We start from the raw sequence: 20,334 nt of genomic DNA, 5'->3' as shown, positions 1-20,334 counted from the left end.
TCCAGCGCAACCGAACGGCTGAACACGACCGAACGACCAAGCATATGGTCAACTTAAGCCAGCCCGATCTGGCTTTTGACCACTCATGCTCATCATCATTGGATTCAGATGGGCAGGCTCAGAGAACCGTCCGAGCCGATTTCTATCAGACCGTCCTCGTCAAGGCTGGCGATGCAGGCGTCGAGCTGGATCTGATCGGGCCAGAGGTTTTCGACTTCGGGGCGCGAAAGCGAGGCGGTTTTACGGGTTTTAGCAGCATTGCCGGTATTACCGGCGGTAACGTTATTGCTGCCGTTATCAGCAGCACCGGCATTACGTGTGTTATCAGCAGCACCGGCATTACTGACGTTATCGGAATTACGGAAATTGCCGGTATTACCGGGGTTACCGGCAACATCGGCAGCATCCGAATTTGCGAGCGCACGCAACGCGTTCAGCACGATGCCGCGCACCTGACGGTTCGTGCCCTTGAAACTCTGGCGCGGGCGGGTGCGCTTCTCCCCCATGTGAGGGCAGCCGGCGGCGTAGAAACGGCTGTGCGAGGCCCACGGGTCCTCGTCAATCCTCGGGTTCTTGGCGGTGCAGACCAACGCGCCCAGCTCGATCAGCGCCTCGTTCCAGATCACGCTTTCCTTGGGGTCTTGCGGCAGCACGGCGTTGGCAAGCTTGCGCTCCTCAGATTTGGTGGCGCCTCCGAAGGATTCCTCACCCTTGAACGTACGCCAAAGCACGCGGCGGACGTTGGTGTCTAGCACGGCGATGCGCTCACCGAACGCAAAGCTCATCACCGCGCTGGCCGTGTAGTCGCCGATACCAGGCAGCGCGATAAGTTCGTCATACGTTTTCGGGAGTTCGTTGCGGTATTGTTCGGCGACCACCTTGGCACATTCCTGAAGCCGCAACGCACGCCGAGGATAACCAAGCCTGCCCCACGCGGTGATGACTTCGGCCGTACTTGCCCTGGCCAAACTTTCGGCATCCGGCCATACTTCCATCCAATTAGTCCAGTACTGCACCACGCGGCTCATCTGCGTCTGCTGGCTCATTACTTCGGAAATGAGGATTCCCCACGGCGTCGTGCGGCCGAACCGCCACGGCAGATCGCGCGCGTTTTCGTCCCACCACGAGAAGAGCTCCTGCTTCATCGTTTCAAGTTCGGCGGCGTCAAAGCCCTCGACCACCTCACGTGAACTTTCGGCGGGTTTTGTCATAGCCATATCCTCCTTCAACATTCCGACCATTCTGCCTTGACGCCGCTACAGCAGCGGGAACCATCATCCTGTTAGCGTTCACAGGAAAAATGAAAATAAGACATTATAATGAATAATGTTGTGATTTATATCACAAAACATATAAGGAGTGAACAATGGTGTATCGTATGATATTCAATCAGGAAGCCTACTTCGGGCGCGGCGCGATCAAGGAAATCCCGAACGTCGCCAAGGCACATGGCTTCAGAAAAGCCTTCATCGTCACCGATCCGGTGCTGCTCAAGACCGGAACGGTCAAGAAGGTCACCGACGTGCTCGATGCTGCTAGCATGCCTTATGAAATCTTCGACAACGTCAAGCCCAACCCGCCTGTGGAGTGCATTCAGGACGGCGTGGCGAAGTTCAAGACCGCCGGCGCCGACTTCCTGATCGGGCTGGGCGGCGGATCGCCGCAAGACACCTGCAAGGGCATCGGCATCATCGCCGCGAACCCGGAGTTCGCCGACGTGCTTTCGCTGGAAGGCACCGCCTCCACCAAAAACCCGTCCATCCCGATTTTCGGCGTACCCACCACCGCCGGAACGGCTTCGGAGACGACCATCAACTACGTGGTCACCGACACCGCCAAGAAGCGCAAGTTTGTGGCCGTCGACCCGCATGACATCCCGCTGGTCGCCTTCGTCGACCCGGACATGACCGATTCGATGCCGCGCAGCCTCAAGGTGGCCACCGGCCTCGACGCCCTGACCCATGCCATCGAGGGCTTCGTCACCCCGGGCGCCTGGGAACTTTCCGATTGCCTCTCGCTGCAGACGATTCGCATGATCGCAGCGAACCTGGCCAAGTCCGCCGACGGCGACGTCGAGGCCGGCGAGAAGATGGCCTACGCTTCCTATATCACCGGCATGGCGTATTCCAACGTCGGCCTCGGCCTCGTGCACGGCATGGCCCACGCCTTGGGTGGTCTGCTCGGCGTCGCGCACGGCGTGGCGAACGGCATCCTGCTCGCGCCCGTGATGGAATACAACAAGGACTACACCGGCGAGAAGTATCGCGCCATCGCCCACGCCTTCGGCGACCAGGATTCCTACAACCCCGACCGCTCGATCGATGAGGTTCGCGAAGAGGCCGTACAGAGGATCCACAAGCTCACCGTCGACCTCGGCAACCCGACCACCATCAGCGAGGTCGGTGCCAAGGAAAGCGACATCGACGGTCTGACCGAGAACGCTTTCAAGGACGTCTGCACCGGTGGCAACCCGCGCAAGCCCACCAAGGCCGAAATCCGCGCCATCTATGAGAGCCTGATGTAAGGAACCATTCATAGAGATGCATTCAGCCTCTGCGAACGTGTGAAAACACGTGAAATTGGTTATTGCATTAAAGCCCGTCGACAACCTCGGCGGGCTTCTGCCATGCAGGATCGCTTTGTGCCAAACGCAACGATGAAAAGTTTCAAGCGTCGCGTTCAGCGCCTATCCTCCGGTGGAATAACCCGTGGATCCTTTCGGTGTCGGTTCGCGGAGATAGTTTTGAACTATGACAGACGCAGCGAACACAACGGAAAACGCCGGTAATCCGGAGAACAAAGTCACCGATATGTACGAGTATGGTTACCGCAAGTCCAATTACGGGCCGGACGAGCTCGTCACCGACGCCCACGGCAACCCGATCAGCGTAGTTGACGCGATGATGAGCGCCAAGGATGCGGGCGAGGCCAAGACGGTGACGCCGCACCTGTGCTACTATTCCCCGCGAATTCCCGGTAACACCGGCTCCGCGATTCGCCTGTGCGCCGTGACCGGGACGATTCTGCATCTGATCGAGCCGCTCGGTTTCAACCTGAAAGACACGAAACTGCGCCGCGCCGGCCTCGATTACCACGACATGGCCCACGTCGTGCTGCACCCCGATTTCGATGACCTCGTAAAATCCATGCCGAACTCGCGCATCATCGCGTTCACCGCGCACGCCACCAAGCTTTACACGGACGTGCAATATCGTCCGACCGACATTCTGCTTTTCGGCCCGGAGCCGGGCAATATTCCCGATCCGATGGACATCATGGCCGGCCCCCACGTCGCCGAGCAGGTGCGCCTGCCGATGCGTCCGAGTCTGCGCAGCCTCAACCTCACCAACTGCGCTTCCATCGCCATCTACGAGGCGTGGCGCCAGCTTGGTTTCCAAGGCGGGGAATAATTGAGAATCAGCCTTTAACCTGATATATTTGACCTGTCGGTTGGAGTCGTCTCACCTCGGGGCATCAGCCCGGGTCTTCAAAGCTTCGCCTCGTTGGGCTTCACTGATAGGGCGTTTTCATTATCGTTTCGTCTTCTATTTAGCGAAGTTGGGTCGCTGATTATCTTCAGCGGCCCAATCTTATCAATTACGGTATTTAGTCCTTAATATCCCATTCGCAACGCTCAGTTCTTGAAACTGTGGATTGGGGCGGGGATGCGACCACCACGGGTCACGAAAGCCTCACACGAAGTCTGATTGACCGGGATAATCGGGGCATAGCCCATCAGGCCGCCGAAATTGGCCACTTCTCCCACGCCTTTGCCATAGACCGGAATGACACGCACGGCGGTGGTCTTTTGGTTGACCATGCCGATGGCGGCTTCGTCGGCGATGATGCCGGAAATCGTGGAGGCCGTGGTCTCTCCCGGAATGGCAATCATATCAAGGCCGACCGAGCAGACGCAGGTCATCGCTTCGAGCTTTTCGATGGTGAGGCAGCCTGAGGCGGCGGCGTCAATCATGTTCTTGTCCTCGGAGACCGGAATGAACGCGCCGGAAAGTCCACCGACGTAAGAAGAGGCCATGATGCCGCCCTTCTTGACCTGGTCGTTGAGCATCGCGAGCGCCGCGGTGGTGCCGGGAGCACCGACCTGGTCAAGCCCGATCTTCTCCAGAACCTCGCCCACCGAATCGCCGACTGCGGCAGTAGGTGCGAGCGACAGATCGATGATGCCGAAAGGCACGCCGAGCCGCTTCGAGGCTTCCTGCGCAACGAGCTGACCGACGCGGGTGATCTTGAAGGCGGTACGTTTGATGGTCTCGCACAGGAATTCGAAATCCTTGCCCTTGGCTTGGTCGAGCGCGCGCGAAACCACACCGGGCCCGGAGACACCGACATTGACGACCACATCACCTTCGGTGACCCCGTGGAAGCCGCCAGCCATGAACGGGTTGTCGTCCGGGGCGTTGCAGAAGGCCACGAATTTCACGCAACCATAGCTGTCGTTGCTGCGCGTGGCGTAGGCGGTGTCTTTGACGACGTGGCCCAAGAGTTCCACGGCATCCATATCGATGCCGGTCTTGGTGGAACCGACATTGACCGACGAGCAGACGATATCGGTTTGCGATAACGCTTGCGGAATCGAGTCGATGAGCATGCGTTCGGCGGGTGTCATCGACTTGGAGACCAACGCCGTGTAGCCACCGATCAGGTCGACGCCGACTTTTTTGGCCGCACGGTCGAGCGCATGGGCGATCTTGACAAAGTCCTCCGGCGACTTGCAGGAGCTTGCGCCCACCAGCGCAATCGGGGTGACGGTGATGCGCTTGTTGACAATCGGGATGCCGAAGTCGCGCTCGATGGCCTTGCCCACCTTCACCAAATCACGCGCCTTATCGGTAATCTTGTTGTAGATGTTCTCGCAGACCGTCTCCACGTCCGAATCGGCACAGTCGAGCAGCGAAATGCCCATGGTGATGGTGCGCACGTCGAGCTTTTCCTGCTCGATCATTTCATTGGTCTCGCGGACCTCCATAATGTTCAGCATTGTTCGCTCCCCCATCAGACGCGGTGCATCTTCGTGAAGATTTCCTCGCGTTGGCAGCGGATATGCACGCCAATCTTGTCGCCGAGCGTTTCAAGGCCATCGACCAGCGCCGAGAATTCCTCGTCGGACTTGCCATAGTCGACGATCATCATCATGTTGAAGAACCCGTCGATGATGGTCTGCGAGATGTCGAGAACATTGACCTTGTGCTGCGAAAGGTAAGTGCAGACCTGCGCGATGATACCGACCGTGTCCTGCCCGACCACCGTAATGACCGCTTTATCCATGGGAACCCCTTAAACCGATTTGAAACCACCGATGACGAACGCACGCCATACCGACTCCCAGTATAAATGAAGGGCTGGTTTCCACGACAATAGCGTCCGGAATAATAGAAAATAGCAGAATATATCAATTGCCTAACCGGCCGGGCAGCAAGCCGAGTAACCGCTTACGCAACCAACCAGAAAACTATTCGCACGACCAGCCATCAATACCACACTTGCGAAGGTTTTGCCGCTTCCAACTGTAATCCATCAGTGTCATTCCATCATCATCAACGGCCAGTCTCAGCGATACTGGCGTTCGTGGTCTTTGACACCTGCCAGATAGTGCGGGGCGGCGGCGCTCGGGTCACTGCGACCCAAATCCTGCTCGGTTCCGTTGGTGACCAGTTCCGCACTGAACATCGCCTCGTATTCGCTCATGCTCAGACGCTCGCGAACATCAAGCAAAGCGCGATGACCGTCGGTATCCAAACGCTCGCGGTATCCGGGCTGCAGCGTCCCGAAATAAAGTTCCGCAACAGAACCGGAACCGTAGGAAAAAAGCCCGATGCGATCTCCGGGTTTAAGGCTTTTATCGTTTTCGAGTAGCGAAAGCAGGGCAAGATAAATCGAGCCGGTATAGATATTGCCGACCTCTTTGCCATAGACGATACTCTGCTCGAAACGCTCGGTCAGACGTGCGTAATCAGCCGTGGCGATTTTGCCATTGCCCAGCGTCCGCAAACCTTTGCGTCCCATTTTCGAGAACGGGATATGGAAAAGCAGCGCCTGCAGGGTTTCGGGATTGGCCACGCCCTGCGCCTGCGCTTTGTCCCAAAGTTCCTCGAACATGCCGACATAGATTTCCTCCGAGAACTTGCCGCGCGCGAAGGCGACGGTCGAATAGTTCGGCCGCCAGAAGTCACCGGTGCTACGGCTTTCGTAGAGCGATTCCGGCTCGATGGCGAGAATCACCGGGTCGCGGGTAACAAGCATCGCCACCGAACCTGCTCCCTGTGTCACTTCGCCAGGCGTATCGAGGCCATAACGTGCGATGTCGGAGGCGATGACGAGCGCTTTGCGGCCAGGATGGCTGCGTACGTAATCACAGGCGAGCTGGATGCCGGCGGTCGCGCCGTAGCAGGCTTCCTTGATTTCGATGGCGCGGAGATTGGCGGTGAGCCTCAGCAGGTCTTGTACAAACAGTGCCGAGGCTTTGGACTGGTCGATGCCGCTTTCGGTGGCGACAATCAGCAGGCCGATTTCCTGCCGTTCGGTATCGGTAAGCATCGGCTCGCCGGCATTGGCGGCCATGGCGACGATGTCCTGGTCGAGCGCGGCGACCGACATCCTGCTCTGCCCAATGCCGATGAGGTATTTGTTCGGATCCACACCGCGGGCTTCAGCCAAATCGACCAAGTCGAGATAGTGGTTGGGCGTGTAGAAGTTGATTTTGTCAATGCCGACCTTGATATTGTCGGTTCCGTTGGTTGCATTGTTTTCTGGCATCATGATTTGTTCGTTCCGTGTTTGTTTTATTGAAATTACTTCAATGTATTACGCATTTGATTGAGCAGACTTGTCGCTGTTTCCAAGCTGGCATTAGACGAATCGGCACGAAGCGCGGCGACCACTTGTTCCAGCTCGTCCGGCTTTGCTCCGGCGGACATCGCCAGGCTTTTGAACTGCAGATTCATGTGGCCCTCTTGAATGCCGCGCGTCACGAGCGCCCGCATGGCCGAAAGGTTGGAGGCAAGACCGACGCTGGCGACGATGCCCATAAGCCGCGAAGCGTCAGGGTTGTGCAGCAGCTTCAGGCTGAGTTTGGCCATCGGCAGCGTCGACATCGCACCGCCCACACTGCCGAGCGGCAGAGGGATATCGATATGGCCGACCAGCTGACGACGTTCCTCGTCGATGGACCATTTCGTCCAAGTTTTGCGTTGCTCGTTCAAATCTGCGTAGGCAGCGGCGCTGATGTTTCTGGTGTCGTTGCCGGTCGCCAGCACCACGGCGTTGATGCCGTTCATGATGCCCTTATTGTGTGTGGCCGCGCGCAGCGGCGAGACCTCGGCGAACCGGGCCGCCGCGACGATATGATGCGCGACTTCCTCGCCGTCCATATCCCGGGTGGGCAGATTGCCGAAATCGATACGCGCCTCGGAACGCGCACGCTGGTTTTCGGTTTTGTTGGAAAGTATCGCCATCAGCAGGTCGAGCCCATCAAGCCGCTCGGCACAATACTTTGCGACGGCTTCGGCGATCGTATTGACCACGTTGGCACCCATCGCGTCGCCCGGGTCAATCAGCAGGTCGATTTCCTCGAACCCTTCTGCCGACGCAGAAACGCTGACTTTGCGCAACCCTCCCCCGTGCGTCTGCAAACTTGGGTGCGCGTTGTGCGCGACCTTGCGGATTTCCGCTTCGTGCTCGCGTACAAACATTTGCAAAACCTCGGGACTGGCGGGAATACCGGTAAACACGATCTGCGCGATGATACCGTCACGGCGTATGGACGTACGAAAACCGCCGGCGCGGGCGATGCGTTGCGCGGCGTTACTGGCGGCGGCGATTACGGACGGTTCCTCGACGGCCATCGGGACCCGCAATGCCTCGCCGTCGATGACAAAATGGTCGGCCAGGCCGAGCGGGACCGGAAAATTGCCGATCTGGTTTTCCACCATATTCGCGGCCACCGCGGTCGGCAACGCCGGTTCGTCGGTCAAAACACGCAGGTCGTCATCATCGATCGAGTCTTCGGCACGTAATTGCGCGAGCCGATTCGCAGTGGAAAGCTCATAGAATTTCGTCATCGTATGTTCTCCACTTCCATGGCCACGCCTTGCCCGCCGCCAACGCACAGCGCCGCAACGCCGAGGGACTTGCCTGTGCGGCGCAGATTATGAACCAGCGTGGTCAATATTCTGGCCCCGGAAGCTCCCAGCGCATGCCCCAGTGCGAGCGCGCCGCCGGAAATGTTGTAACGCGCCGGGTCGATGCCCAGCTGCTCGCGCGTCAGCCATGCTTGGGTAGCAAACGCCTCGTTGACTTCGTACAAGTCGATGTCGGAAACGCGTTGTGCGCAGCGTTCCAGCACCTTCTTGATGGCCGGAATCGTGGCATAACCCATCTGATCGGGCCGGTAGCCGACTTCGGCGTATCCGCGAATCACCGCTTGCGCCTTCAGTCCCAGCTCACGTGCCTTGGCCATCGTGGTGACCACCATCACCGCCGCCCCATCGCTTAACGGCGATGTATTACCAGCAGTGACGATACCGTCGGAATCGTAAACCGGCTTGAGCTTGGCCAGCCCCTCCATGCTCGTGCCCGGCCGCATGGTCTCGTCTCGTTCAAGGCCACCGACCGGCAGGACTTCGTCGTCAAAACAACCGGCATCCCAAGCCGTAGAAGCCTTGCGCTGCGAATCAACCGCATATTGGTCCAACACCTCACGCCCCACACCGAAACGTTGCGCAAGGTTTTCGGCGGTGACCCCCATCGCATAATCGCCGAAGGCATCGTTGAGCGCATCATAATGCAACGTGTCGTGCCAGTGATTGAAGTCAAATTCGTTTTTGCCGACACGTCGCGCGAAAGCGGTCGCATTCGACATGCTTTCCGCGCCGCCGGCGAGCACCACGCTGGCATCGCCCATCGCGATGGCGCTTTGGGCCAGGCGAATGGCCTTGAGCCCGGAACCACAGACCTGGTTGATGGTCATAGCCGTGCCGGTGATCGGCATACCCGCGCCGAGCTGCACCTGCCGTGCCACGTTCTGTTTGGAACCGGTACCGAGCACGTTGCCCAGAATCACCTGATCAAAGATGTCAGCGGACAGACCGGAACACCGCAATCCGCGTTTGACCAGATCGGTCGCCATTTCCACCGCGCTCATGCCGCTCAACGCGCCGCGGAATCTGCCGGTCCCCGTACGCCACGAAGCGGCAATGACCACGTCGTCATCATTGATCCGCGTCTTGCCGCCACTTATCGCACAATCTTGCCGAACCTGCGCCCCGTTCATCGAACGGCTCCAACAAATCCGAAGTCACCAAAACCGCTGAACCGCGTCAAACCAAAATCCCGCAAACGCATACGCACAATCCTCCTAGCGCTTGCCAGATTAGGCGAGGATCGCAGCAACGCAAAAGGGCTGTGACGCTATCTCCACCAGCGTTCACAGCCCCTTTACGCATATCGCAGGTTCATCACAACTTCTGCGGAATTATCGTAAATTTGTACGACAATACATACTTTATGTTTGCAATATCGTTACAATTTAGGTTCACTTATCGCATTTATAGTATTGATTGGGTTCATGCCTCTTTATGTGCGGAATCCGAGGCGACAGCCGCCAAAGCGCGTGGGGCATGGAAGCCCTGATGCGCAAACTCATCGGCGATGGCCTGGGCGATGGCATGCCCCTGGCCTTTGTCGACCAGTGCGATGATGGATCCGCCGAAACCGCCTCCGGTCATACGGGCACCGTATGCGCCGTGCTTGCGTGCGACGTCGACCGCCACATCCAGCTCGGGGACGGTGACCTCGTAGTCCTTGGCCAGCGAATCGTGGGAGGCGTTGAAGAGACTCCCGGCCTTCTTGACATCCCCGGCCGCGAACGCACTCACAAATTCGGGCACACGCCAGATCTCGGTGAGAACGTGGCGCACACGCTTCTTCATCGTCTCATCCGGCAGCTTGTCGAGCACTTCCTGCAGCGCGGCCTGCACGGCATCGGCGTCGTCACCTGCGCTCTGGGAAATTCTGTCGGCGATTACCCGCAGGTTTTCAACGCCAAGCGTCTTCGCCGCCTGTTCGCACATACTGCGGCGAGCCTCGTACTGGCCGTCGTTGAGTTGGTGGCTTGCCTGCGTATCGACAACCAAAAGCTCCAGCCCCAGCGAATCCAGATCGAACGGCTGCTGCGAGACGCTGTGCAGCGCATCGAGCTCCGGGCGGCAATCCAGAAGCAGCGCATGGTTGGCGGTGCAGCGCATCGAAGCGTTCTGGTCGAGTCCTCCGGTCGAAGCTCCGGCCATGTCGTTCTCGGCCTTCATTGCGGCCGCAATCAGCGTGACACGGCCTGAATCGCTGCCGCCGAAGCCGAGCTTGTAGATGTCGTCGAGTGCGAGCGCCGTCGAGCAGGTCATCGCGGCCGACGAGCTCAGCCCGCCACCGACCGGCACGCACGAGACGAACGCGGCGTCGAAGCCTTTTACCGCGTCAAAACCGGCCTCGCGCAGCGCCCAAGCCACGCCGATCGGGTAGGCGGCCCAGCCGTCGACGTCACGGGCCTTGAGACCATCGAGATCAACGATCACCGGCTTGCGATCACCGAAACTGGAGACGACGCGCACCACGCCGCTCTCCTTGGGGGCGACGGCGATGAACGTGCGGTACGGCAGGGCGATGGGCAGGCAAAGCCCGGCGTTGTAGTCGGTGTGCTCGCCGATCAGATTCACGCGTCCCGGCGCCGACCACACGCCGGCAGGGGCCTCGTTGAACGTATCGACAAAGAGCTCGGCGACCTCGCCGACGGCATCCTTGGCATCAAGCGGCTCAAGATATTGGACGTCCCTGATATTGCTCATTTGATTTCCTCCATGAAATAAGTTTGCTGACGATAACGGCAATGACGGTTGTTACGACATAGACGTAATACAGAATCAGGCTCAGTCGATGTCGATCGGGCCGAGTTCCTGGAAACGGGCGGCGATACGTTCCGGTGTCGTGTCCGAAACCCACGCGGCCATGCCCGATTCGCTCCCGGCCAGATACTTGATCTTGTTGGTGGCGCGGCGAAATGAGAAGAACTGCAGGTTGAGCCGGTAGTTCTCGCGGCGCCTGTCGTGAATTGGCGCCTGATGCCAGGCAGAAATATACGGCAGATCCATGCCTTTGCCGTCGCCCTTGTCGAAGAAGGCGTTGCCACGGCGCAGCAGATGCGAATACATCGAGGCGAGATCCCAGCGTTCCTGATCGTTGAGCTCGTCAATGGTCTTGACGTCGCGAACCGGGGCCACGTGAACCTCCAAAGGCCAGCGCGCGGCGGCGGGAACGTAGGCGACCCAGCTGGAATTGCGCATCACGACGCGGGTTCCGGCAGACATCTCGGCGTTCATGATGTCGCGCAGAAGATTGCCGCCGGTCTTCTCGAAATATGCCTGCGTGTGTTTGAGTTCGGTTTCCATCTTCGGCGGAATGAACGGATAGCAGTAGACCTGGCCGTGCGGATGCGCCAGCGAGACGCCGATTTCCGCGCCGTGGTTCTCGAAGGGGAAGATCTGCTCAATGCCGTCCATATGGGAGATTTCGGCCGTACGGAAGGCCCATGCCTCAACGACCGTGCGCAGACGCGAAACCGGCAGGTCGGCAGGCAGACCGTTTTCGTTCGGATCGAAGCAGATGACCTCGCAGCGTCCGGCCGCAGGCCTTTGCTCGAAAAGCGGATTACCGTCGACGTAGGAAACCACGTTCGGCACACCAGGTACCTGCACCATCGAGGGGAAACGGTTCTCGAAGATGACCACGTCGTAATCGGTGTCGGGCACTTCCCCGTCCTGATAGGGGTCGCCGGGCTTGCGTGCGGCGAGCGGGTTGCCTTTGGCCGTGGCGCCCGGCCCTGCGGTGATCGGCCGGTTCATACGAGCCGCCGCCATCGGAATCCAGTCGCCGGTCAGCGGATCGCGGCGCATGATCGGCTCGGCATACGGCACTTCGTGGCCGTCGGCGTCACGATGCGGCGCAAAGCGGTCAGCTAGCAGACGCGGGTCTTTAAGCTCGCGGGTTTTCGCGCCGGAAACATATTCCGGATCGTCGTCAAGATAGAAGAAATCGCGTCCGTCCGCCAGCGTCGTCGGCGTGATGCGGATATGCTCAGACGCATATTTTCCGGGGTGATAATACTTGAATTCCTGCTGCTTCATTGCTTTCCTTTGCGTAGGTTTTCATGTCATCAGGCCATAGGCTTTCGCTTTTCAAGGCGATTGCCGCCGGCATCCTATATTTTCAAATATTTGCCAAATGATTTCTGTTCGCACCGCCAGTAGCACTCATAGCGTTCATACCGTCCTGCTGCTCATTGTCGACCTTTCAGACCGCAGCTGTAACGCCGCAACTCTCCTGCCCACAAATCGCGGAACTTTTACTCCTCGACCTGACCCGGACCTTTGGTAAGGACCAGATGCTTGACGAGTTTGCGTGTCTCCTCGGCCGATGTCGGGTCGAGCCCGTCGTCGGTGATGAGGGTGTCGACCTGGTCGAAGCGGGCGAAGAGCGAAAGCGAGGTGCAGCTCCATTTGGTGTGGTCGGTCAGGATGATGGTCCTGTCGGCGATGTCCATCATGGCCATGTCGGTGGCGGCCTCAAGCGAGTTCGGCATGAGGAAACCTCGCGGTATCGAGACGGAATGCGTGCCCAGAAATACGGTATTGACGCGAAGCGATTCGATAACCTTGTCGGAAATCGGGCCGACCAGCGAGTTCGACCGGGTGATCACACCGCCGGTGACGATGACCTCGACGTCCTTCGATTCCAACGCCTGCACCAGTTCCGCCACCGGAATCGAGTTGGTGAGGATGGTGATATTACTCGCGCGCTGGCTTTCCAGCAGATGCTGCGCAAAGATATAGGACGTCGTGCCGCCGCCGATGGCGATCACGTCGCCGGGCGAGACGTATTTGACGGCCTCCTGCGCAATGGAATCCTTGAGTCCGATGTCCATCTGGGACTTGACGGAAAACAGGGGTTCGCTGAGCAATGTGCTCGTGGTCACCGCACCGCCGTGGACGCGTTTGAGCAAGCCTTTGTCCGCGAGATCCGCGATATCGCGACGCACCGTCATGGCCGAAACGCCGAGTTCTTTGGAGAGCGCGGTGATACGTACCGCACCTCGGGTACGAAGTCTGCTAAGAATCAGATGCTGACGTTGTGACGAAATCATATGAACATTATCGCACAAATATGAGCATCAAACAAACCCACTTGAGCGTTTCATATGGTAGGTTTACCAAAACTGAACATTTTAATGGTCTGCGCTATCACGTTTCAAACCATTAAAGCGCAATGTCGGTTACTGTCCGCCATCCGTCTGAGGCTGCACCTGCCCGGCGTCGGCATCCTGCTGTTGCTGCTGGTCGGCCTGGGGCTGCTCCTGGGTTTGGGTTTCGGTCTGATGGTAAGTCCTCTTATACGAATACTGACGGTTGTTGCCGGAATTCGGCTGACTGCTGGCATCGGCCGAAACGCTGGCACCTCCCATGAACTTCGGGTCGGGATTGCCGTAGCTGTTGTCGATCGGGGCGTTGATGTCGGCCAAGTACTTATTCATGAACTCCACCCACGCCGGAGTGGCGATATCGGCGCCATACCAGTAGCTGTGGGACTGGCCGTTGATGGTCTTACCGGAGAAGGAGACGTTGTATTCGGCGTTGCCGACGGAGACGAAGGTCGCGACCTGGCCTGGAATGAAACCGGAAGTGAGCATACGCGTCTGCTCGTTGGTGCCGGTCTTGGCGAAGGTCTTGCGCCCGTTGTCGAGCTGGGCTTTCTTGGCCTGGCCGTCGGAGCGGATGACACCTTGGTTCATGGCGTAGGCCGTGGTCTGTGCGATGGCCGGGTCGATGGCCTGATGGCAATTGGCGCTGGGCACCTTGAGCGACTTGCCCTGCTTGGAGACGACTTTCTTCAAGGCGATGGGCGTGCATTCCACCCCGTTGGCGGCGATAGTGGCGTAGACGTTGGCCATCGTGAGCGGCGATGCCGAGACGGTGCCGATCATCAGTGAGCCAGGCCAGTTTTTGGAGGAGAACAGTTTGTCGCCAATCGGAGCCTGATGGTAGCCGACAGTCTTGGCTGCGTCGATGATCGGGCACATTCCCATCTGATCGGCCATCGCGGCCTGGGTGGTGTTATGCGAATGGACAAGGCCGTCGAGCACGGATTCCGTACCGCCGACGCCGCCTTCAGAGTTACGAGGCGTCCACGAGTTTGCTATACCCGTATAGCCGGGACAGGCGAAAGAGTGACGGGGATAGATTCCTCTGGGGTGCACCACGTCGGTGATGGATCTGCCTTGCTGCATCCAGGCGATCATGTTGATGGGCTTCCAGGTCGAACCGACTTCCCAGCCGCTGCCACCGCCGTCTTTCTGATCGACCGCATAGTTGACGGCCGTACGCGTGGGATCGCTTTTCGCAGCGTCTGTGGGGTCGTAGGTACGGTTGATTCCAAAACCAAGCACCTCACCGGTTCCGGGCTTGACAGAGGCCATGGAGACCTCGAATCCGCTGGGATCATTGGGTGGAATCGTGTCGCGCGCGGTCTGCATGGCGTCGGCGTTGGCATGTACATCCATGGTGGTGTAGATGCTGAGTCCGCCTTCATTCAGCAGTTTGGTGCGGTCCTTGGCGGTTTTCCCGAATTCCTTGGAATTGAGGATCTGCTTGGTGGCGTAATCGCAGAAGAAGCCTGCGTCACCGGCGACCTGGCAGCCGACCTGCGTGGAATTGTCCTGCAGATTGAGTGTGCTTGCTATGGGCTGGGCCCGGAACTTGTCGTGGTCACCCTGCGAAATGAAATGCTGCTGCAGCATCAAGTCAAGGACGATGTTGCGCTGTTTCTGCGCCTCGGGCTGATTCTCGGCCACCGAGGGGTCGTACCTCGACGGGTTCTTGGTGATGGCCGCGATGGTGGCCGCCTGACCGATGTTGAGGTCGGCCGCGGAAACATTGAAATACCGCTTTGCTGCGGTCTCGACGCCATAAAGGTTGTTGCGCCCGAACTGGGCGATGTTGAGGTAGCCCTGCAGAATCTCGGCCTTGGAATATTGCCTTTCCATCTGCACGGCAATCAGCATCTCGCGTATCTTACGCGCGATGGTGTCTTCCGAAGCGTGGTATTCGGCGATGGGGTCGTTCTTTTCCTTCGCCTCAATCAGCAGTACGTTCTTGACATACTGCTGCGTCAGCGACGAACCGCCCTGGGTATCGCCGTGCTTGATGAATGTCTGCACGAAGGCTCGAAGCACGCCCTGCATATCCACGCCGGAATGCTCGAAGAAACGACGGTCCTCACGCGCGACCACGGCCTGCTGCATCGGCTGCGAGACCTGACGCAGCGGCACGACGGTTCGGTTCTGCGCGTAGAAGGAGGCGATGACGGTTTTGCCGTCGGAAGCGTAAATGGTGGATTTCTGCGGCAGACTGGTGACGTCGAAATCGATGTCTTCCGTTTTCAAGGACGGCGCGACGGTGCGGGCCACGCCGTTGAGTCCGAGCACACCGGGGACGAAGAACATACCAGCGACGACGCCACCGGCAATGCAAAGGGTGACGTAGGTCAACAGCAAAGCGATCACGCGTCGCACAGTGAGGTTGTTCTTCATTTGAGGCATGGTGTCATTCTAGGATATCGCCTCTACCGAAACCGCCAATTACGTAGCCTTATCGCCCATTGCGTACAAGGTCTCGGAGAGTCTCAAGAAGTGGCGGTTAGCAAGCCGAAAATTCTTGGATAATCCGAAAACGAATTCGCGGCCCGAAGCCATATGGCAACGAACCGCGAACAAACCGAAAATGCGACGGAGCACCGAATCAGTGACGCGAACGACGAATCAACGCACCCGGCTGGTAGATGATGATGGAACGGCCTTCGCGGGCGATCCAACCGCGGTTGGCGAAGTCCATCAGCGCCTTGTTGACCGTCTCACGCGAGGAACCCACGAGCTGGGCCATCTCCTCCTGCGTCAGGTCGTGCGGCACCTTGACCCCGGATTCCACAGGCTCACCGAAACGGGAAGCCAAATCGAGCAACGTCTTGGCCAGGCGTGCCGGAACGTCCATGAAGACCAGATCGGAAATCTGCTCGTTGTTGGCGCGCATGCGGTTGGCCATCACCTGGAGCATGTCCACGGCCACGCGCGGATGCTTGTTGAGCCAGGAGAAGAGGATGTCGTGCTCAAGCCAGCCGACCTGCGTGCCGTTGTTCATCGCGATGGCCGAAGCCGTACGCGGACCGCCTGCCGGATCGAAAACCGGAATCTCACCCAGAATCTCGCCACGGGTATGGATACTCAAAAGCTGCACGCGGTTGTCGCTGGCCTCGCGGGTGAGCTTCACCTTGCCGCTTTCCAGAAGATACATGCGTTGGTCGGTGGAACCTTCGTGGAAGATATAATCGCCCTTCTCGAATTCCGCACGCTTCATGTAAGGCATGAGCTCCTCCGCATCGGCGTGGGAGACATGCTTGAACAATGCCGTCTGCAGAAGTTCATTGTCTGGCTCACTTGCCCCATTCGGACTTGCCACGAGATCGCACCTCCAATTATTCGCTTTTGTCGTCACCAAAAATTTCTTTGCCTTGAAAACTGGTCGAAATCAAATCTACCTTAATTGTAGCTCAGCTTCGCATACGTTTCGAGATAAGAGGAAACAACTTCAAACGTCATATCCGTTTGCCGTACAATCGGCGCAACACGTTTGACGGCCGATTTGACGGATTTGTCATATAATTTTTCGGGGGAGGTTTTGAGTACCCTTCCCATTTTCCGTGCATCGATATCATAGGCAAGAGTGGCATGGTGCAGCAACGCTCCAGGCCCGCCTTCCACCGGGGCAAAGAGGCGTTGCGCCGCGCCGCCGATCTTGCCTTGAGCGCAGGCGATATCGTTGGTGCCGCTGAAAAACGCGTCGATACCCAGACTACGCAATGCGTCAATGACCCACTGGTCGCACAAACGAAACGATTCGCCGATTGGAACCGAATCCACGAACCCTTTGGGCGCATAGAGCGAGTAGGTGATGGCCTTGCCCGGTTCGATGAACATGGCACCGCCGCCAGTGCTGCGACGCACGACGTCAAACCCCTCGCGTTTCGCGGCTTTGAGGTCCACCTCACGCTCGATTGATTGGAACCTGCCGATCACCACCGCCGGGTCGCCCCAGCTCCAAAAGCGCAAAGTGGCCGGACGCCTCCCGGCAGCCACCTGTCGTGCCCAATCCTCGTCGGTTGTCATCTGCTCGGCGGGAGTGCGTATAACGTCATGCAACACCAGCGGATGGAGCGACTTCCAACGCTTTTTATGAAGTTGATGAAAAGCGTCATTATTTGACGTCAATATGTCTGAATCATCAACGGCACCAACATTTGCACAAATTGAACGGCCCGTTTCGCCTGAAGAACTGTTTTTTTCTGTCCGCAAAGCCCTTTGATAGGCGGTGGATATCGCGACGTCATCGACTCCCACCAATGCAACCGACGGATACGAGTCAATGACGTCGGCCAACGCTCTGCCACTGACTAGCGCTTTTTCAAGATCCGAAAGCATGGAACGGATGGCGGCATCGTCGCCCAGAACGAAAAAATCGCCGTCGATCGTACAGGTCACCGGCCTGCCGGACTCGTCCGTCACGACTTCGACACCGACCAGCTTGCCACCGGGGGTCTTGTATTCGCCTCGCATAGCTATCACCATATCAAAAGCGGTGCGGAAAGCACCATAAAGCGCCTTCCGCACCGTATATAAAAACAACACCAACCGTAAGGTTTCAGAATACCCGGAACCGGGCTTACCTCGTCAAGGCCGAAATGCTGCTATTCCCGCAGCTCGACACCTTTGGCGTCCCTGTGCCAGGGGGAACCATAGTTGGAACTCAGAATGAGCACACCTTCTATAAATCCCCAGATGAACGCCGCGACAGGACCGATGCCGAACAGTATCCACCCGATCAGGGTAAGCAGCAGCTGGGCCACGGCTTTGCCGTAATATCCGAGATAAAAATTGTGGACACCGAGCAATCCCAAAAAAATGCCCAAAAGACCGGCAGCCATCTTGCTTCGGGGCTGATAGCCGTAAGGCAGGGGCTCGGGCTGGCCATATTGCGGCGCATACGGCTGGTTAGGGTAGCCGTTTGGGGACGGCGCAGAATACTGCTGAGCGTAGTCACCGGAGGCATAACCATAACCGGCCTGAGGCGTCGGGCCGGCTTGCGATTGCGGGTATCCGGACTGACCGTAGTTAGGCTGACCGTAGTTGGGCTGGCCATAATCCGGTTGGCCATAATTCGGCTGTTGTTGCGGCTGGAATTGCTGCGACTGACCATAATCGGGCTCGCCATAATTCGGCTGCGCATTGGGCTGCTGGCCAGGTTGCGCGGCACCGCCCTGAACATAGTTAGGCTGCGCGTATTGCTGGCCCTGCCCCTGATACTGCCCGTATGTCCCGCCGTACTGAGCCTGCTGGCTCTGCTGCCCCTGCGGAACGTTGGAAGACTGCTGGTTGCCGGAACCCTGCGGGATCTGCGCCCCGGGCTGCCCGCCTTGCGGATCTGGTGTGTTGTTCATGACCACAAGCCTAGTCCAAACGGTCGAAACGATTATGCAAGAATACTGAAAACAAGCTGAAAATCAAAATGTCGTTATCCCCTTTAGATACAAGTTTCGGGTGCTTTTCATTACAAAAAGCACCCGAGATAGAAAACAGCAATATATTCTATAAGATTATTTTTTAATATACTGTATTATCTTATTCTTCGCTGTTCCATCAATCACAGCCTTGCGAGAATGTCGCGTCCGACCTCGGAGGTGGTGCGCTGCTTCTGAGCATTCTCGGCGATGTCGTCCTCGACGACCTTTTCGATGCGCGCGGCGGGCTCATCCATGCCAAGGTGACGCAGCAGCATCGCGGTGGAAAGAATGGTGGCAGTCGGATTGGCGATGCCCTTGCCGGCGATATCCGGCGCGGAACCGTGGATGGGCTCGAACATCGAGGGATACTCGTTGCTCGCGTTGATGCAGCCTGACGCGGAATAACCCACGCCGCCGACCACGGCGCCCGCCTCATCGGTGATGATGTCGCCGAAGAGGTTGTCGGTGAGAATCACGTCGAAACGGCTGGGATCGGTGATCATGAAGATGGTGGTCGCGTCGATGTGCAGGTAATCGTGGCTGACTTCGGGGTATTCCTCGCCCACCTTGTCGACAATGCGCTGCCACATATCGCCGGCGTTGACCAGCACGTTCTTCTTGTGTACCAGCGTGATGTGCTTCCTGCGCTTCATCGCCAGATCGTAGGCGTAACGAACCACGCGCTCGACGCCGTAAGCCGTGTTGGTGGAAACTTCGGTGGCCACCTCTTGCGGTGTGTTCTTGCGAATCGCGCCGCCGACACCGCAATACATACCTTCAGTGCCTTCACGCACAACGACGAAATCGATGTCGCCCGGGTTCTTGAGCGGGGACTCGACGCCTTTGTAAAGCTTGGAGGGGCGCAAATTGACATACTGGTCAAGGTCAAAACGCAGCTTCAACAGCAAACCGCGCTCAAGCAAGCCGGCCGGTACTGGGAGCCGGGGGTCGCCAATGGCCCCCAACAGAATGGCGTCGGTTTTCTTGATACGCTCGAGATCCTCGTCGGGCAGCACCGCCCCATCACGCACATAACGTTGGGAGCCGAGGTCGAATTCCTCGTAGTCGAAGTCGGCCACGCCTTGTGTGGCCTTTTCCATGACCTCTTGGGCCGGCGGAATGATTTCCTTGCCAATGCCGTCGCCAGGAATGACGGCGATATGATATGTCTTTTTAGTGCTCATAGCCCATGACCATAGTCGCGAAAATCACACTGTCCGCTATTTGGTCCGGAAAATGGACATTCTCGCAAATCATGCCAAAACCACGGATCTGTCCATCTCAAGACGTGCCAGTAGCGCGCTTTGCCGAATCCGACTTAATGGTTAATTCCCATTACGTTGAGACACCAGGCATTTTCGTCGCTGACTTCCTGCCATTGCTTGTAACGCCCGGAAGTACCACCGTGGCCGGCCTCGACCTCGACGCGCACGATGGCATCCACACCCTGCGATTGCAGGCGGGCGACCCATTTGAGTGGTTCAACGTAGAGCACGCGAGTATCGTTCAGCGAGGTGGTGGCGAAAATCCTCGGGTAACGCACGGCAACGTTGTGACCTTGCCGGGCGGATTGACCCGATTTCTCGACTGCATCGCTGCTTCTAGACCGGCACGGCATATCGGCTGCGGAACCGGCATCACCATCCGCACCGGTTTTCACCGCAC

At 58.1% G+C, this 20,334-nt stretch carries 17 protein-coding genes; 2 read left to right on the top strand and 15 right to left on the bottom strand.

The window, feature by feature from the left end; all coding sequences use genetic code 11:
- Positions 1 to 104 precede the first annotated feature (104 nt).
- The gene (locus OZX67_RS01995; protein ID WP_277144837.1) at positions 105 to 1,145 is read right to left on the bottom strand and encodes an A/G-specific adenine glycosylase; all 1,041 of its coding nucleotides are present in this window, start codon (positions 1,143 to 1,145) and stop codon (positions 105 to 107) included.
- 221 nt (positions 1,146 to 1,366) lie between these two features.
- On the opposite strand from OZX67_RS01995, the gene fucO reads away from it, so the two are divergent.
- Positions 1,367 to 2,524, top strand: a complete 1,158-nt coding sequence (gene fucO / locus OZX67_RS01990) for a lactaldehyde reductase (RefSeq protein ID WP_277143693.1) — start codon at positions 1,367 to 1,369, stop codon at positions 2,522 to 2,524.
- Between the two features lie 226 nt (positions 2,525 to 2,750).
- Complete coding sequence (locus OZX67_RS01985; RefSeq protein ID WP_277143689.1) at positions 2,751 to 3,410, top strand: tRNA (cytidine(34)-2'-O)-methyltransferase; 660 nt, start codon at positions 2,751 to 2,753, stop codon at positions 3,408 to 3,410.
- A 224-nt stretch (positions 3,411 to 3,634) separates the two neighbouring features.
- Here the strand turns inward: OZX67_RS01985 and OZX67_RS01980 are convergent, their stop codons facing one another.
- The 14 genes from OZX67_RS01980 to OZX67_RS09615 all read right to left on the bottom strand — a co-directional run bounded on the left by OZX67_RS01980 (position 3,635) and on the right by OZX67_RS09615 (position 20,287).
- The gene (locus tag OZX67_RS01980; protein ID WP_277143686.1) at positions 3,635 to 4,999 is read right to left on the bottom strand and encodes a PFL family protein; all 1,365 of its coding nucleotides are present in this window, start codon (positions 4,997 to 4,999) and stop codon (positions 3,635 to 3,637) included.
- A gap of 14 nt (positions 5,000 to 5,013) precedes the next feature.
- Positions 5,014 to 5,286 carry an ACT domain-containing protein gene (locus OZX67_RS01975; RefSeq protein WP_277143684.1) on the bottom strand — a complete coding sequence of 91 codons (273 nt, stop codon included), beginning with the start codon at positions 5,284 to 5,286 and terminating at the stop codon, positions 5,014 to 5,016.
- 282 nt (positions 5,287 to 5,568) lie between these two features.
- Positions 5,569 to 6,777 carry a hydroxymethylglutaryl-CoA synthase gene (locus tag OZX67_RS01970; RefSeq protein WP_277143682.1) on the bottom strand — a complete coding sequence of 403 codons (1,209 nt, stop codon included), beginning with the start codon at positions 6,775 to 6,777 and terminating at the stop codon, positions 5,569 to 5,571.
- Between the two features lie 32 nt (positions 6,778 to 6,809).
- The gene (locus OZX67_RS01965) at positions 6,810 to 8,078 is read right to left on the bottom strand and encodes a hydroxymethylglutaryl-CoA reductase, degradative (RefSeq protein WP_277143680.1); all 1,269 of its coding nucleotides are present in this window, start codon (positions 8,076 to 8,078) and stop codon (positions 6,810 to 6,812) included.
- Positions 8,075 to 9,289, bottom strand: coding sequence for a thiolase family protein (locus OZX67_RS01960; RefSeq protein WP_277143677.1), 1,215 nt, complete (start codon positions 9,287 to 9,289; stop codon positions 8,075 to 8,077). The genes OZX67_RS01965 and OZX67_RS01960 overlap by 4 nt, the downstream gene beginning before the upstream one ends.
- A 292-nt stretch (positions 9,290 to 9,581) precedes the next feature.
- The gene (galK, locus tag OZX67_RS01955; protein ID WP_277144835.1) at positions 9,582 to 10,847 is read right to left on the bottom strand and encodes a galactokinase; all 1,266 of its coding nucleotides are present in this window, start codon (positions 10,845 to 10,847) and stop codon (positions 9,582 to 9,584) included.
- A 90-nt stretch (positions 10,848 to 10,937) separates the two neighbouring features.
- Positions 10,938 to 12,191, bottom strand: coding sequence for a galactose-1-phosphate uridylyltransferase (galT, locus tag OZX67_RS01950; RefSeq protein WP_277143675.1), 1,254 nt, complete (start codon positions 12,189 to 12,191; stop codon positions 10,938 to 10,940).
- A gap of 218 nt (positions 12,192 to 12,409) precedes the next feature.
- Positions 12,410 to 13,207, bottom strand: a complete 798-nt coding sequence (locus OZX67_RS01945; protein WP_277143673.1) for a DeoR/GlpR family DNA-binding transcription regulator — start codon at positions 13,205 to 13,207, stop codon at positions 12,410 to 12,412.
- A 129-nt stretch (positions 13,208 to 13,336) separates the two neighbouring features.
- Positions 13,337 to 15,658 carry a transglycosylase domain-containing protein gene (locus OZX67_RS01940; RefSeq protein WP_277143671.1) on the bottom strand — a complete coding sequence of 774 codons (2,322 nt, stop codon included), beginning with the start codon at positions 15,656 to 15,658 and terminating at the stop codon, positions 13,337 to 13,339.
- A gap of 199 nt (positions 15,659 to 15,857) precedes the next feature.
- Positions 15,858 to 16,571: a Crp/Fnr family transcriptional regulator gene (locus OZX67_RS01935; RefSeq protein ID WP_277143669.1), complete on the bottom strand. Its 714-nt coding sequence runs from the start codon at positions 16,569 to 16,571 to the stop codon at positions 15,858 to 15,860.
- A gap of 80 nt (positions 16,572 to 16,651) precedes the next feature.
- The gene (locus tag OZX67_RS01930; protein WP_277144833.1) at positions 16,652 to 17,731 is read right to left on the bottom strand and encodes a lipoate--protein ligase family protein; all 1,080 of its coding nucleotides are present in this window, start codon (positions 17,729 to 17,731) and stop codon (positions 16,652 to 16,654) included.
- Positions 17,732 to 17,856: 125 nt separating this feature from the next.
- Positions 17,857 to 18,606 (bottom strand): TM2 domain-containing protein, encoded by a 750-nt coding sequence (locus tag OZX67_RS01925; protein ID WP_277143667.1) that lies wholly within the window; start codon positions 18,604 to 18,606, stop codon positions 17,857 to 17,859.
- A gap of 203 nt (positions 18,607 to 18,809) precedes the next feature.
- Positions 18,810 to 19,853, bottom strand: a complete 1,044-nt coding sequence (locus tag OZX67_RS01920) for a 3-isopropylmalate dehydrogenase (RefSeq protein ID WP_277143665.1) — start codon at positions 19,851 to 19,853, stop codon at positions 18,810 to 18,812.
- A gap of 134 nt (positions 19,854 to 19,987) precedes the next feature.
- The gene (locus OZX67_RS09615) at positions 19,988 to 20,287 is read right to left on the bottom strand and encodes a prolyl oligopeptidase family serine peptidase (RefSeq protein ID WP_348519617.1); all 300 of its coding nucleotides are present in this window, start codon (positions 20,285 to 20,287) and stop codon (positions 19,988 to 19,990) included.
- Positions 20,288 to 20,334 lie beyond the last annotated feature (47 nt).

It is taken from the genome of Bifidobacterium sp. ESL0728 (assembly GCF_029392015.1).
Lineage (GTDB): Bacteria > Actinomycetota > Actinomycetes > Actinomycetales > Bifidobacteriaceae > Bifidobacterium.
This window is presented reverse-complemented; position numbering and strand designations above follow the sequence as displayed.